The organism is Staphylococcus sp. GDH8C109P (assembly GCF_017893405.1).
In the GTDB taxonomy this organism is placed as follows: Bacteria; Bacillota; Bacilli; order Staphylococcales; family Staphylococcaceae; genus Staphylococcus; species Staphylococcus cohnii.
This window is the reverse complement of record NZ_JAESMX010000015.1, coordinates 1-15,482: the sequence shown is the minus strand read 5'-3', so window position 1 is coordinate 15,482 and position 15,482 is coordinate 1. Positions and strand designations below refer to the sequence as shown.

The following is a 15,482-nucleotide window of genomic DNA, read 5'->3' as shown; positions in this document are numbered from 1 at the left end:
TTGAATGAATAGACTTGTTTCTAGGAGGATGCGCATGATGCGTAAATTAGTAGTAGGTTCACGAAGAAGTAAGTTGGCTTTAACGCAAAGTAAACAATTTATTGATAAATTAAAATCAGTAGATCCAAGTTTAGAAGTGGAAATAAAGGAAATCGTAACAAAAGGCGATCGAATTATAGATAAACAATTATCTAAAGTGGGTGGAAAAGGTCTGTTTGTTAAAGAAATTCAAAATGCCTTATTTAATGAAGAAATTGATATGGCAATTCATTCCTTAAAAGATGTCCCAAGTGTGATTCCAGATGGATTGACTTTAGGTTGCATACCTGATAGAGAAAATCCATATGATGCGTATATTGCTAAAAATCATATTCCACTCGAAGAACTACCAAAGCAAAGTATTGTTGGTACTAGTTCGTTAAGACGTGGTGCGCAAATACTTGCAAAATATCCACATTTACAAATAAAATGGATTCGCGGCAATATTGATACACGATTGAGTAAACTAAATAATGAAGATTACGATGCCATATTATTAGCTGCAGCTGGACTAAAACGTATGGGTTGGTCTGATGATATCGTCACTTCATATTTAGATGAGCGTACATTGATACCTGCAATAGGTCAAGGTGCCCTAGGTATCGAATGTCGTTCTGATGATAAGGAGTTGCTAGAACTTCTTGCTAAAGTCCATAATCATGATGTTGCAGATTGTGTAACTGCAGAGCGCACGTTTTTAGAACGCATGAATGGTAGTTGCCAAGTACCTATAGGGGGCTATGCTAGTAAAAATAGTGATGGTACAATAGAATTCACAGGACTAATTATGTCACCTGATGGTAAAGAACGTTATGAACATACCGAACGTGGAAATGATCCTGTTGAAATTGGTGAAAAAGTAACAGAAGTCTTAAATGCACAAGGTGCATATGAAATAATTAAAGCGCTAAACGAAGAACAATAATCGTTCGAGGTGAAAATAATGAGACCAGTTATAGTTATGACACAAACTTCTAAATTTAAAGAAAATGATGAGCTTATTCTACACAAACCATTTATAGATGTAGAGCCTTTATCATTTGATTTAAATTTATTAAATGTCGACTATGACTGGCTTATTTTTTCGTCTAAAAATGCAGTGAAATATTTCCAACCATTTTTATCACAAGTAAAAGTTAAAAATTTCGCTGCAATAGGGGCCAAAACAGCAGATTATTGTAAATCATTGGGCATAGATGTATTATTTTATCCTTCAGATTATTCACAAGAAGGGTTTCTTAAATGTTTTCAAACTTCAAAAAACAGCAGAATTTTAATACCTTCAAGTGCTGATGCACGGCCTTTATTGCAAAAAAGTTTAAATCAACAAGGTTATCAAGTTTGTAAAATTGATTTATATCGTCCAGTACCACATACTAAAAATATTGAAGATGTTAAGCATATGATAAGAAATAATGAGTTAGATGTCATTACATTTGCGAGTTCATCTGCAGTAAAATATTTTTTTGAACTAAGTGAAACCCCGCAATTTAATCAGTATTACGTCATAGGACAACAAACCTTAGACACTATAAGGCAATATGGTTATGATGCGACAATATCGAATATTCAAACATTAGAATCGTTAATAAATAAAGTTGAAGAAAGTTGGGAAAATGATGCAATTTGATAGACACAGAAGATTACGTAGTAGTAAATCTATGAGAGACATGGTTCGTGAAACACATGTACACAAAGAGGATTTAATTTATCCTATTTTCGTTGTAGAACGAGATAATGTTAAAGAAGAAATAAAATCAATGCCAGGTGTGTATCAACTCAGTTTAAACTTGCTTGATGAAGAAATTAAAGAAGCATATGATTTAGGTATTAGAGGAATAATGTTCTTCGGTGTGCCCAATGAAAAAGATGCTGTTGGTACAGGTGCTTATGATCATAATGGTATTGTTCAAGAAGCTACTAGAAAAGCTAAAGCAATGTATAGTGATTTACTTGTTGTCGCAGACACTTGTTTATGTGAATATACAGATCATGGTCATTGTGGTGTTATTAATGAAAAAACAAATGATGTAGACAACGATAAATCTTTACCATTGCTAGTGAAAACTGCTATCTCACAAGTGGAAGCTGGTGCCGATATTATTGCGCCTAGTAATATGATGGATGGTTTCGTTGCAGAAATTAGAGCAGGTTTAGATGCTGCAGGTTATTACAATATACCAATCATGAGTTATGGTATTAAATATGCTTCTAGCTTTTTCGGTCCATTCCGTGATGCTGCTGAATCTGCACCACAATTTGGAGATAGAAAAACGTACCAAATGGATCCAGCAAATAGAAGAGAAGCACTAAGAGAACTTGAAAGTGATTTACATGAAGGTGCAGACATGATGATTGTTAAACCTGCTTTAAGTTTTTTAGACATTATTAGAGATGTTCGTAATACGACAAATGTTCCTGTAATTGCATATAATGTAAGCGGTGAATATAGTATGACGAAAGCAGCTGCACTTAATGGATGGATTGATGAAAAACAAGTTGTGATGGAACAGATGATTTCAATGAAACGTGCAGGCGCGGATATGATTATTACGTATTTCTCTAAAGATATTTGTAGATATATTGATGCACAATAAGGAGGTAATTTTAAATGGGATATAATAATTCTATAGAAGCAATGAAGACAGCTGAAAATCTAATGCCGGGTGGTGTAAATAGCCCAGTTAGAGCATTTAAATCTGTAGATACACCGGCGATTTTTATGGATCATGGTGAAGGTTCAAAAATATACGATATCGATGGCAATGAATATATTGATTATGTTTTAAGTTGGGGACCATTAATTTTAGGTCATAAAAACAAACAAGTAAATGAAAGCTTACATGAAGCGGTTGATAATGGTACCAGTTTTGGTGCTTCAACTTTAATTGAAAATAAGTTAGCAGAACTCGTTATTGATCGTGTACCTTCCATTGAGAAACTACGCATGGTATCTTCAGGTACAGAAGCGACACTGGATACCTTACGCTTAGCGAGAGGCTATACTGGTAGAAATAAAATAGTGAAATTCACAGGATGTTATCATGGTCATAGCGATTCACTTTTAATCAAAGCAGGGTCTGGCGTTGCTACTTTAGGATTACCTGATTCTCCAGGTGTACCAGAAGGTATTGCAAAAAATACAATTTCAGTACCGTATAATGACTTAGCATCAATAAAAGTAGCTTTTGAAGAATTTGGTGATGACATTGCTGGTGTCATCGTTGAACCTGTAGCAGGCAATATGGGTGTTGTACCACCAGTAGAAGGCTTCTTACAAGGCTTGAGAGATATCACAAATGAATATGGATCTTTATTAATATTTGATGAAGTTATGACTGGCTTTAGAGTGGGATATCATTGTGCACAAGGTTACTTTAATGTGATGCCTGATTTAACTTGTCTTGGTAAAGTTATTGGTGGGGGATTACCTGCAGCAGCATTTGGTGGTAAAAAAGAAATCATGGATCATATTGCACCTTCAGGCAATATTTACCAAGCAGGAACGTTATCTGGAAATCCGTTAGCTATGACAAGTGGTTATGAAACTTTAAAACAATTAACACCAGAATCATATGAATATTTCAATAAACTTGGAGATATTTTAGAAAATGGCTTAAAAGATATTTTTAAAAAACATAATGTACCCATTACTGTGAATCGTGCAGGATCTATGATAGGGTATTTCTTAAATGAAGGTCCAGTAACTAATTTTGAAGAAGCAAATCAAAGTGATTTAGAAATGTTTAGTCAAATGTATAGAGAAATGGCAAAAGAAGGCGTGTTTTTACCACCTTCCCAATTTGAAGGGACATTCCTTTCTACTGCGCATACAGAAGCGGATATAGAAAAAACATTAGCTGCATTTGATACTGCATTGAGCCGTATTGTTTAATGTTAAGCACTTAAAATTTATATTGTTGTTTCCAATTCAGTTAAAATAAATAGTGTTTTAAAGGGCTCATTAATAACATTTAATTGTACTTACTTTTTAGAGTTCTTTTACCTAAATGGGGCGAGGATTCGAAATCAAATTAAGCTTTTTGATTTCTAACTCGCTCTTTTTAATTTAATTAATCATGTATATAAAGATAACGATACAAAAGAAAGTTGTGAGCAAATGAATAAGCATTTAAAAAGTAATTTTATCGTATTAATATTAGCGCTTATTTTTAGTTTAGTACTAAATGCAGCTCATGTTTTGCTGCCGTTTATGTTTGGACCAATTATTGCTAGTATCGTTTGTATACGCTATTTACACTTAGATGTAAGATGGCCGTTTTGGTTAAGTCAAATTGGTCTAGTGCTTTTAGGTGTTCAAATAGGCTCTACTTTTACAAAAAATGTCATATTTGATATTAAAGATGATTGGCTCACTATTGTATTGATAACAATTATGTTACTTATTTTAGCTTTAATCATTGCTTATTTTTTCAAAAAAATTGCTAATGTTAATACCGAAACAGCAATATTAAGTGTGATTCCTGGTGCTTTGAGTCAAATGTTAATAATGGCAGAGGAAAATAAAAAAGCGAATATAATGGTTGTTAGTTTAACTCAAACATCAAGAATTATATTTGTTGTTATATTAGTCCCATTTATATCGTATTTTTTTCAAGATTCTGGAAATCAATCAACTAATGGACAAACTACACCAGTTTTGACACAGGCTTTAACAATTCCGAATATAGCTTTACTTATTGTCGCAATAGCTGTTATTTACTTTGTTATGACAAAAATAAATTTTCCAACCAAACAATTACTAGCTCCGATTCTCGTACTAATAGGCTGGAACTTATTTACTGGTGTGACTTTCACACTAGATAATTACATCATTGCTGCAGCACAAATTATATATATGATTCGAATAGGTATACAAATAGCAAAGTTATTAGACCAAATGAAAGGAAGAATTGCAATAGCAATAGCATTCCAAAATATTTTATTAATATTATTAGCATTTGTTATGGTCTTGTTTATAGCAACCGTATCACATCATCAAGTGAACGAATTGTTCTTAGGTGCCGCCCCTGGAGGTATGAGTCAAATTGTATTAGTTGCTATTGAAACTGGCGCAGATGTCGCGATGATATCTAGTTATCATATCTTTAGAATTTTCTTTATATTATTTTTAATTGCACCGATGTTAAATTATTTTCTTAAATTTAGAGAAAGACAAAGTGAAAGTAATAAAAATGATTAGTGAAATAAAACGTTGTAAAACTTATTGCTTTTTTACAATAATTTAATATTTATTATGTTGAACAACTCATTTTGGTTTGATAATATATAAGCGAAGTACCTCCAGTACTTCATCCTTTTGACCACTCTACGGAGTGGTTTTTTTACATTTAGCGTTATGATTGAAAGTAAACCAAATATACACTTATGACACTGTTTAATTTTTAAAAGGCTTTGATATGCTTAAACTAAAAAAACATGAGCAAAAGCGCATGTCAGACTGTCGAAGTACTCAGTGACTTTGATAGCAGTTTCTTGTGCATGTTTTCTGCTTATATTAATTATTGATGCAAGTTTAAAATACCATTTAGCACACAATTTTTAGAAAAAGCAATCCTGTTATTCAAAAGATTTAATGAATGAAACAACTGATTGTATACTATATTAAAATAGTTTTTTAATGAAAACCTTCGCCCTTATAAATGTTAGGGTTATAAGGGCATGCTTGTAAGTGAGCATTATATAGACCTGCTGCCTCCAAAAATGAGAAGACAGTGACAGGACCTAAAAACTTAAATCCATACTGTTTTAATTTTTTAGAAAGTTCCGTAGCACGCTTATCTACTGTCATTCGTTCAGTTGATTGACGATAGCCTAAATCGAGTGGTTTATTATCGACATAAGACCATAAAAACGCACTAAAACTGCCATAATCTTTTTCAATTTTGAAATATCCTTCAGCTTGATTGACGATAGCCTCTAATTTTTTTCTATTATGAACAATATTGGGAAACTCCATTAACCTATCAATATCTTCTGACGTCATATTTACAATTTTCGTTGGATCGAAATTATAAAATGCTTGTTCATATGATTCTTTTTTCTTTAAAATAGTTAACCAAGATAGCCCAGCATGTTGGGATTCTAATGCCATCAGTTTAAATAATTTCAAACTATCATATATAGGATGTCCCCAACTTTCATTGTGGTAATTAATGTAAACAGGATCTGTAGTGCCAAATGCACATTCATTCATAAATTTCACTCCATTTTATTGACTTATTTTCATATCCATTATACTATAATCAAGTAAAGAAATATTGTCTACTGGGAAGAGTAAATAAGCTGAAATTTAACAGAGAGTACATGGTAGCTGAAAATGTACAATTTAACTTATTGAAGGTAGCCCACATTAAACTTTAGCTGAAACTTGTCAAATCTAAGATAATAAAGTAGGTTAAAGCGTGTTTGAGCGTTAATCATAATTTTAAGTGCTTGAAATTATTATACTAATTTCTTGAATTTAGGTGGTACCACGGTAAAACCCGTCCTATTTTATTAGGATGGGTTTTTATTTATTTAAGGAGGATTTTACACATGGAAATGAAACCCAAATATAATCCAAACGAAGTCGAAACTGGACGTTATGACCAGTGGGTCAATAATGGCTATTTTAAAGCAACAGGAGATCATTCAAAAGAAACATATACAATCGTTATTCCACCCCCAAACGTAACTGGCAAATTACATTTAGGTCATGCTTGGGATACAACGTTACAAGACATTATAACAAGAATGAAACGTATGCAAGGGTATGACACACTTTACTTACCAGGTATGGACCATGCTGGTATAGCGACACAAGCTAAAGTAGAAGCGAAACTCAAAGAAGAAGGTTTATCTCGTCATGATTTAGGTAGAGAGAAGTTTCTAGAAAAAGCTTGGGATTGGAAAGAAGAATATGCTGATTTTATTAGACAACAGTGGGCAAAATTAGGTTTAGGTTTAGATTATAGTAGAGAGCGCTTTACATTAGATGAAGGACTTAGTAAAGCAGTTAAAAAAGTATTTGTGGATATGTATAATAAAGGTCTAATTTATCGTGGTGAATACATTATCAACTGGGATCCAGTTGCACGAACTGCTTTATCTGATATAGAAGTAATTCATGAGGATGTACAAGGTAAGTTTTATCATTTTAAATATCCTTATGCAGATGGTAATGGTTTCATTGAGATAGCCACTACACGTCCTGAGACGATGTTAGGTGATACTGCAATCGTAGTAAATCCGAATGATGATCGTTATAAAGATGTTATAGGTAAAACTGTAATTTTGCCTATAATTGGAAGAGAATTACCAATACTAGCAGATGAATATGTGGATATCGATTTTGGTAGTGGTGCAATGAAAGTAACACCATCACATGATCCAAATGACTTTGAAATTGGTAATCGCCATGATTTAGAACGCATTACAGTTATGGATGAGTCTGGTCACATGAATGCGCATGCTGGTAAATATCAAGGTATGGATAGATTTGAATGTCGTGAAGCATTAGTTAAAGACTTATACGAACAGGATTTAGTGATTAAAATTGAAGAACATGAACATTCTGTTGGACATTCAGAACGTTCTGGTGCAGTCGTTGAACCTTATCTATCTACACAATGGTTTGTTAAAATGAAACCATTAGCTGAACAAGCATTAAACAACCAAAAAACGGATAATAGAATTGATTTTGTACCAAATAGATTTGAAAAAACGTTCAATCGTTGGATGGAAGAAATTAGAGATTGGACAATCTCACGACAATTATGGTGGGGGCATCAAATACCTGCTTGGTACCATAATGAAACTGGAGAAATTTATGTCGGTGAAGCGCCACCACAAAATCAAGAAGAATGGACACAAGATGAAGATGTATTAGACACTTGGTTCTCAAGTGCACTTTGGCCATTTTCAACATTAGGTTGGCCGGATACTGAAAATGAAGATTTCCAACGTTATTACCCAACTAATGTACTTGTAACAGGTTATGATATTATATTCTTCTGGGTAGCTAGAATGATATTCCAAGGACTTGAGTTTACAGGACAACGCCCATTTAACGACGTGTTATTACACGGGTTAGTTCGTGCTGAGGATGGGCGTAAAATGAGCAAATCATTAGGCAATGGTGTTGATCCAATGGACGTTATTGATGAGTATGGTGCAGATAGTTTAAGATATTTCTTAGCTACTGGTTCGTCTCCTGGTCATGATTTACGTTATTCTACAGAAAAAGTTGAATCAATCTGGAATTTTATCAATAAAATATGGAATGCTGCTAGATTTAGTCTGATGAATATTGGTGACGATTTCAAAGTTGAAGATGTAGATTTATCAACTAATTTATCTTTAGCAGATAAATGGATTTTAACGCGTTTAAATGAAACAATAGATACAGTTACTGATTTAAGTGAACGTTATGAATTTGGTGAGGTTGGCAGAGCTCTATATAACTTTATTTGGGATGAATTCTGTGATTGGTATATAGAAATGAGTAAGATACCTATGAATGGTGAGGATGAAGCTCAAAAACAAGTTACACGTTCTGTATTAACTTATGTGTTAGATAATACAATGAGAATGTTACATCCATTTATGCCATTTGTAACAGAACAAATTTGGCAAAATTTACCACATGAAGGTGAAACGATTGTCAATGCAGCTTGGCCTAAATCAAACAATGAGTTAGTATTTGATGAAAGTAAAGAAACGATGCAACAACTTGTTGAAATTATAAAATCCGTAAGACAATCTCGACTAGAAGTAGATACGCCATTATCAAAAGCTATCCCAATTTTCATTCAAGCAAAAGATGAAAATATACGAGAAACTTTATTAAATAATTCAAATTATATTGATAGATTCTGTCATCCAAGCGAACTAATTATCCAAACTACAATAGCTATCCCTGAAAAAGCAATGACATCAATTACCTCTGCTGGTGAAGTCATATTACCATTAGAAGGTTTAATCGACATGGATAAAGAAATTGCGCGCTTAGAAAACGAACTCGAAAAATGGGAGAAAGAGTTGGATCGTGTCAATAAAAAACTAGCTAATGAAAACTTTGTTAATAAAGCACCTGAAAAAATTATTAATGAAGAGCGCGAGAAAAAACAAACATATCAAGAAAAATATGATGGTGTACAAGAACGAATTAATCAATTAAAAGCATAGGAGTCCTTAACATGAATTACCTAGACAGCTTATATTGGATACATGAACGAACTAAATTTGGCATTAAACCAGGTGTTAAACGCATGGAGTGGATGCTAGATAAATTAAACAATCCACAATTTAATATCAATGGTATTCATGTCGGTGGTACAAATGGTAAAGGGTCAACAGTTGCTTATCTAAGGTCAGCGCTTGTTGACAATGGATATGAAGTTGGAACCTTTACGTCTCCTTTTATAGAAACATTTAATGAACGTATAAGTTTAAATGGTATACCAATAAGCGACGATGCCATTGTAGAATTAGTTCAAAAGGTAAAACCAGTAAGTGAAGCATTAGAAATAGAGACAGAACTTGGAACAGCCACTGAGTTTGAAATTATTACGACGATGATGTTTCTATATTTTGGAGAAATTCATCCAGTTGACTTTGTAATAGTAGAAGCAGGCTTAGGTATAAAGAATGATTCTACAAATGTATTTAAACCAATACTTAGCATTTTAACGAGTATTGGTTTAGATCATGTTGATATTTTAGGTGACACATATGTAGACATCGCTAAAGATAAAGGCGCAATTATTAAACCTGAAACGCCTGTCATATATGCTGTGAAGAATGAAGATGCACTTAAAATCATTCGCGATTTTGTAGAACAACAAAATGCAGAAGGTATTGAGTTAGATAGAGATATAAGTGTGATTTCTCAAGGTGAGGAATTTACATATCGCTATAAAAATTATGAACTAGAAACACTTATTTTGAATATGCTTGGTGAACATCAAAAAGAGAATGCAGCATTGGCAATTACAGCATTAATCGAATTAAATGAATCTGGGTTAGTTGAATTAGACTTTAATAAAATGATTAATGGGATTGAAGCTGTGAATTGGACTGGAAGAATTGAAAAAGTTAAAGATGAACCATTGATGATTATAGATGGTGCTCATAATTTGGAAAGTGTAGAAGCACTCATAAAGACGTTAAAAGACTATTATAAATTAGACAATGTCGACGTATTGTATGCGGCTATTAATGGAAAGCCTATTCACGCAATGGTTGATCAATTAAAAACTATTGCTTCTACAATGTATATTACAGATTTTGATTTTCCAAAGGCATGCACAAAAGAAGAAATTTACGATGAAATACGATTTGATCAAAAAGAAACTGTGGATGATTTCGTTCAATTTATTGAAAATTATGAAGGACAGGGGTTAGTCATTACAGGTAGTTTGTATTTCATCAGCGAAGTTAAAGCTAAAGTAAATTTCTAAACATTTAATTTGAATATAATAAAGCTAGTTATGATTTAACACCTTAACCAAAGTTATATGATGGTTTTGTTAAATGGTAGGCTAGCTTTATTTTTGTATCATTCTGTTATTATTTAAAAAGTGATGTTTTTGTTAAAGTGTTAGACTCGTGTTGTTATAATAAGCAAGAGGAGGCGTTTCATTGCTTATTTTGTTTGTTTTTTGTCCTGTGTTATTTAGCTTTCTTTATCAATTATGTTTTGTTGAAACATTTAACTTAAAGTATCTGGCAACAAGATCCAAGTGTGATATCTGTAATAACCAATTGAGGTACAGTGATATCATACCAATATTCAGTTATATTAGACTTTTAGGAAAAACTTCATGTTGTAAACAACCGCTTAGCAAATTTTATATTTTAGGTGAAGTATTGTCATTGGTACCAGCCTTATATTTAATATTTAATCCAAGTGCAAAATCGTTATGCGCTTTCATATGCATATACTTATTTCTCCTTGTTTTTGCTCTCTATGATATACAAACTTTATCTCTCCCGTTACACATATTTTTAGTATTTGCTTTCATTAGTACAGTTATTCTTGATGGCAACTTCTATTTTTTTGTTATTACCACACTCCTACTACATATATTTTATTTTTTATTCAAAAATGCTATTGGATATGGTGATATATTAATTTGTTCGCTTTTATCATATTTAATACCATATTCCATTTTTATCAATGTACTCTTTCTTACATGCTTAATAGGCAGTATATTTTCTACGATATTAGTGCTGAAAACAAGAAAGCAAAAAATTAAAATACCATTTATTCCATTTATATATATAGCGTTTTGTATAGAGACAGTATTATCACATTTCAAGGTTTTTGGGGGGAGTTTATGATATCAATGCTTCATTCACTCATCCTTTTAGATTAAAAATTTCATATGAGGGTAAAATATAGATGTAATGATTTAAAATCAATTTAAGGTTGATTTGTAACATAATTTGTTAAATATTGAAAGGAAGTTATAAATTGAGTTTAAATGAAAAATTTCTATTAAATGATGGTACAACATTACCTCATATAGCATTAGGCACAGTTAATATTCAAGGTGGCAAGGGTGTTAAAGCATTAGAAAATGCATTGAATCTTGGTTATAGAGTTATTGATACTTCTACAAACTATAATAATGAAGGAATGGTAGGCGAGGCCATTCGTCGTTCTAGTATTCCAAGAGAAGAAATTTATGTAAGTGCTAAACTACCTGGTGCAGCTCATGAATATGATAAAGCAATTAACCTTATACAAGAATCACTATATAGAACGGGCTTAGATTATTTTGATAAATATTTAGTTCATTGGCCTAATCCTAAACAAGGTAAATACGTAGAGGCTTGGCAAGCTTTAGTTGACGCACAAAAATATGGTTTAATAAAATCGATTGGTGTATCTAATTTCATGCCTGATCATTTAGATGACATCATAGAGGCAACAGGTGTTACACCTGCAACAAATCAAATAGAAATTCATCCATACTTTAATAATAGTGAATTAATTAAAGAAAACGATAAACGTGGTGTTTTATCGGAGGCATGGAGTCCGCTTGGTCGTGAGATTAATGATGTGTTAACCAATAATACAATTAAAGAAATTGCAGAAAAATATAATCGTTCTACAGCACAAGTCATTATTAATTGGGTGAATCAGAAACATGTTTTCCCTGTAGTTAAAGCTTCACAATATACTCACCAACAAGATAACTTTAATTATCTTGATTTTAAACTATCAAATGAAGATATTGCTAAAATAGATGCGTTAGATAAAGGCGAAGATGGCCGTGTTGAAGGACAGAATCCTTATGAATACGAAGAGTTTGTATAATAATACCAAAGGATAAATTCACATATTAGTTTAAAACATTTTAAAGTATAGTTTTTAAATTTCGTATTTTGCCAATTTTTAGAAGCGGGCAATGGAATCGATTAACAATTGTCGATTTTATTCTCGCTTTTTAATTTATTTTAATCATTAAAGTGTAAAAATGCTATCAGTATAGCATTTGCTATTTTAAAATGTAAAAATATGATAATATCAAGAAAAAGGAGGGGAACTCATAAAATGGCAGAAAAGAAATTCCCAAAAGATGCAATGCGTGTTTTAAAAGAGACAAGCCGTACGTTTTATATTCCAATTACTTTTTTAGAAAAAGAATTAAAACATTCTGTAGCTTGTGCATATTTAGTTATGCGTGCAATTGATGAAATTGAAGATCATGAGGAAATTAACAATGAATTAAAGCATAGTTTGTTAATGCAAATTAGCGAATTATTAAATAAACCTTTTGATTCTGAAAAATATTTAAACATAATAAATCCAGTAAAAGATAAATTACCAGAAGTTTCAGTAAGACTAGGAGATTGGTTGGCTGCTTGCCCTGAACATACTCGGTCAATCGTAAGAGAATCTTCTAGTGAAATGGCATATGGTATGGCAAAATGGGCAAAAGCTAACTGGAGAATTAAATCTCGTGAAGATTTAGATGATTATACATATTATGTAGCAGGACTTGTAGGTGTAATGCTATCTAAACTATGGGATGTCTGTGCAAATGTTAAAACAGATAAAGATTTAGCAATAGGTTATGGAAGAGGACTTCAAGCTGTAAATATTCTGCGAAATGAAGAAGAAGATCTTGAGGAACGCGATGTGAGTTTCGTTCCTGACGATTGGACGCGTGAGGATTTATTTGCATATGCTGAAGAAAATTTAGCAAAAGCGGATGAATATATGAAAGCAATCCATAAAAGGACGATTTTATTGTTCTGTCGTTTACCACTAGCTTTCGCACATAAAACGTTAAAAGCAATGAAAAATGGGCGTGAAAAAATGACACGTGAAGAAGTTGAAAAAACAGTAGAAGAAGTTAAAAAAGAAGAATAGTTCGATTAAAAGCATAGCTATTTTAATTTGTAAAATTTACATTTTGAAATTACTATGCTTTTTTAGACTTGTAATAAAATATAGTATATTTCATTTTTAAATTTTGACGAACTCTAATATAATTTGAGCACATTATTAAAAGGATGGATGAAAGGGTTTGAATAAAACAACAATAATGAATTTATTAATTTTTATATATTTAGTCATATTTGCTGTAGCTTTTTTCACTAATATATTTGGAAAACTCACAATATATTTAATCATCATACTTCCTTTAATTACTTTCGGCTTAGGTATTTTCATTTTAATAGACGCTATTAAAAGGTATAAGTATAATAATCACAATAATTATTTATACTGTATTGTTAGCAGTGCAATATTTTATATCTAAAACAGGAAATAAGCTATTGGGTGCCATTTTACCAACTTTATTTGTGATTACACTTATTTATTTATATGTTAAAGATGTATTAACTTTGAATATATGGGGAACTGTGATTTTAGGAATTATAGGTCTTTTATTTTTATTTGCACAGTGGGTTAACGCACAAAAAGGTAAAGAAACATCCTGATATCATTTATAAAACTAGTGAATTTTTATTCTGAGTTAAAATTTTTTAGCGAGAAATAAGCAATTATTAAATTAATGAAAAAAATGTCAACATGACACTTCATTCATAGTAGAATAAATACACCTCGCTTTTGAATGCTTCTTTAAAATTTGTTATTCCAATGACCTTACAAAATTATTGAATTTAATACTGAAATACATCTAGATAATTTATAGGAGTTGTTGTTTATTGAGAATAAATGAACTTGCAGATCATCAAAAACCAAGAGAACGTATGTTGTGTCATGGTGCCAGATATTTATCACATGCTGAATTATTAGCTATTCTCATTAATACAGGAAGAAAAGGCAGTTCAAGTTTAGATATAGCTAATGAATTATTAAAATCAGTAGATAGTTTAAAAGAATTAAAATCGTTATCTATTAATGATTTAAACAAAATAAAAGGTGTTGGACTGTATAAAGCACTTACATTGAAAGCAGCATTTGAATTAGGTGAACGTATACATTCTGGAAGTGTTGATGATAAAATTCAAATCACTAGCCCTAAAGATGTGGCGGATTTTATGATGGGTAAGATGCAACATTTGACGCAAGAAAAATTTATTGTGCTGTTCTTAAATTCTAAAAATGTCATTATAAAAAAGAAAACAATATTTGTAGGTACGCTCAATTCTTCAATTGTTCATCCAAGGGAAATATTTAGCGAAGCGATTAAATGTGCGAGTAATGCGATTATCGTTTTACATAATCACCCTTCCGGTGATACATTAAACATAGTATCCTAAACTAGAGTACTCTAAGTACTCGAAGTTTAGGATTTTTTAATTACAGTGCTTTAACTATTAAATATATAAGGGTATTATTAATAGTAGTTAAAGTATTTAAAGGTGGTGGAAACATGAAGGTTCAGAAAGTAATTGTGGAGGAAAAATCATATCCGTTATACATACTCCTAGATAAAGAATTTGAAGTCATAGAACCGGTTAAGCGATTTATAAAGTACTTGGATAATACAGGCAAAGCTCCAAATACCATTAAAACATATTGTTATCATCTCAAGTTGTTTTATGAATTTATGAGCCAAAGTGGAATCGAATTAGGAGATTTACAATTTGAGGATTTGGCAAACTTTGTAGGATGGTTAAGAAATCCAGCAGGGCATTTAAAGGTAATAGATATACAACCAAAGAAGGCTAAAAGAGAGGAAACATCAGTTAATTCCATACTTAACGCCGTAACTAGTTTTTTAGAGTATTTAAATCGCACAGAAAATTTTAAAGCTATAGATATGTCTAAAGAAGCAAGAGGAAGAAACTTTAAGGGGTTTCTTCACCATATTACTAAAGGTAGATCCTATAAAAAAAATATTTTAAAGCTTAGGGTCAAAAAGAAACTTGTACAAGTATTAGAACATGGACAAGTTAAAGCAATAATTGAGGCATGTCATACCAAAAGAGATAAGTTACTTATTATGCTTATGTAT

At 31.7% G+C, this 15,482-nt stretch carries 12 protein-coding genes, 2 pseudogenes and 1 other annotated feature; of the genes and pseudogenes, 13 read left to right on the top strand and 1 reads right to left on the bottom strand.

The features are described from left to right. Positions 1-37: 37 nt before the first annotated feature. The 5 genes from hemC (at position 38) to KA867_RS08625 (ending at position 5,242) form a co-directional block, all read left to right on the top strand. Positions 38-964 carry a hydroxymethylbilane synthase gene (hemC, locus tag KA867_RS08645; protein WP_210137843.1) on the top strand — a complete coding sequence of 309 codons (927 nt, stop codon included), beginning with the start codon at positions 38-40 and terminating at the stop codon, positions 962-964. 18 nt (positions 965-982) lie between these two features. Continuing rightward, complete coding sequence (locus tag KA867_RS08640) at positions 983-1,669, top strand: uroporphyrinogen-III synthase (protein WP_210137721.1); 687 nt, start codon at positions 983-985, stop codon at positions 1,667-1,669. Beyond that, entirely contained in the window at positions 1,659-2,636 is a 978-nt protein-coding gene (gene hemB, locus KA867_RS08635; RefSeq protein ID WP_210137842.1) for a porphobilinogen synthase, read from the top strand. Before KA867_RS08640 ends, hemB begins: the two co-directional genes overlap by 11 nt. A 14-nt stretch (positions 2,637-2,650) precedes the next feature. Continuing rightward, positions 2,651-3,934 carry a glutamate-1-semialdehyde 2,1-aminomutase gene (hemL, locus tag KA867_RS08630; RefSeq protein WP_107384320.1) on the top strand — a complete coding sequence of 428 codons (1,284 nt, stop codon included), beginning with the start codon at positions 2,651-2,653 and terminating at the stop codon, positions 3,932-3,934. A 225-nt stretch (positions 3,935-4,159) separates the two neighbouring features. Then, positions 4,160-5,242 (top strand): AbrB family transcriptional regulator, encoded by a 1,083-nt coding sequence (locus KA867_RS08625; RefSeq protein WP_210137720.1) that lies wholly within the window; start codon positions 4,160-4,162, stop codon positions 5,240-5,242. Between the two features lie 435 nt (positions 5,243-5,677). On the opposite strand, the gene KA867_RS08620 is transcribed toward KA867_RS08625, so the two are convergent. Then, entirely contained in the window at positions 5,678-6,256 is a 579-nt protein-coding gene (locus KA867_RS08620; RefSeq protein ID WP_210137719.1) for a DNA-3-methyladenine glycosylase I, read from the bottom strand. A 58-nt stretch (positions 6,257-6,314) separates the two neighbouring features. Further along, positions 6,315-6,556: a binding site (T-box leader), on the top strand. Between the two features lie 41 nt (positions 6,557-6,597). Between KA867_RS08620 and KA867_RS08615 the strand changes: the two genes are divergently transcribed. The 8 genes and pseudogenes from KA867_RS08615 to KA867_RS08580 form a co-directional block, all read left to right on the top strand. Next, positions 6,598-9,228, top strand: a complete 2,631-nt coding sequence (locus KA867_RS08615; protein ID WP_210137718.1) for a valine--tRNA ligase — start codon at positions 6,598-6,600, stop codon at positions 9,226-9,228. Between the two features lie 11 nt (positions 9,229-9,239). Then, positions 9,240-10,502, top strand: a complete 1,263-nt coding sequence (locus KA867_RS08610; RefSeq protein ID WP_210137717.1) for a bifunctional folylpolyglutamate synthase/dihydrofolate synthase — start codon at positions 9,240-9,242, stop codon at positions 10,500-10,502. A gap of 208 nt (positions 10,503-10,710) precedes the next feature. Beyond that, a pseudogene (locus KA867_RS13610) lies at positions 10,711-10,881 on the top strand (prepilin peptidase); the annotation flags it as partial. A gap of 637 nt (positions 10,882-11,518) precedes the next feature. Next, entirely contained in the window at positions 11,519-12,367 is an 849-nt protein-coding gene (locus tag KA867_RS08600; protein ID WP_040030014.1) for an aldo/keto reductase, read from the top strand. Between the two features lie 237 nt (positions 12,368-12,604). Beyond that, on the top strand, positions 12,605-13,426 hold the full coding sequence (locus KA867_RS08595; protein WP_210137715.1) for a squalene/phytoene synthase family protein: 822 nt from the start codon (positions 12,605-12,607) through the stop codon (positions 13,424-13,426). Between the two features lie 371 nt (positions 13,427-13,797). Further along, positions 13,798-13,998 carry a hypothetical protein gene (locus KA867_RS08590; RefSeq protein WP_348634806.1) on the top strand — a complete coding sequence of 67 codons (201 nt, stop codon included), beginning with the start codon at positions 13,798-13,800 and terminating at the stop codon, positions 13,996-13,998. A gap of 228 nt (positions 13,999-14,226) precedes the next feature. Continuing rightward, a pseudogene (gene radC / locus KA867_RS08585) lies at positions 14,227-14,763 on the top strand (RadC family protein); the annotation flags it as partial. Between the two features lie 134 nt (positions 14,764-14,897). Next, the coding region (locus tag KA867_RS08580) for a site-specific integrase (protein WP_210137714.1) at positions 14,898-15,482 on the top strand (585 nt) is incomplete at its 3' end.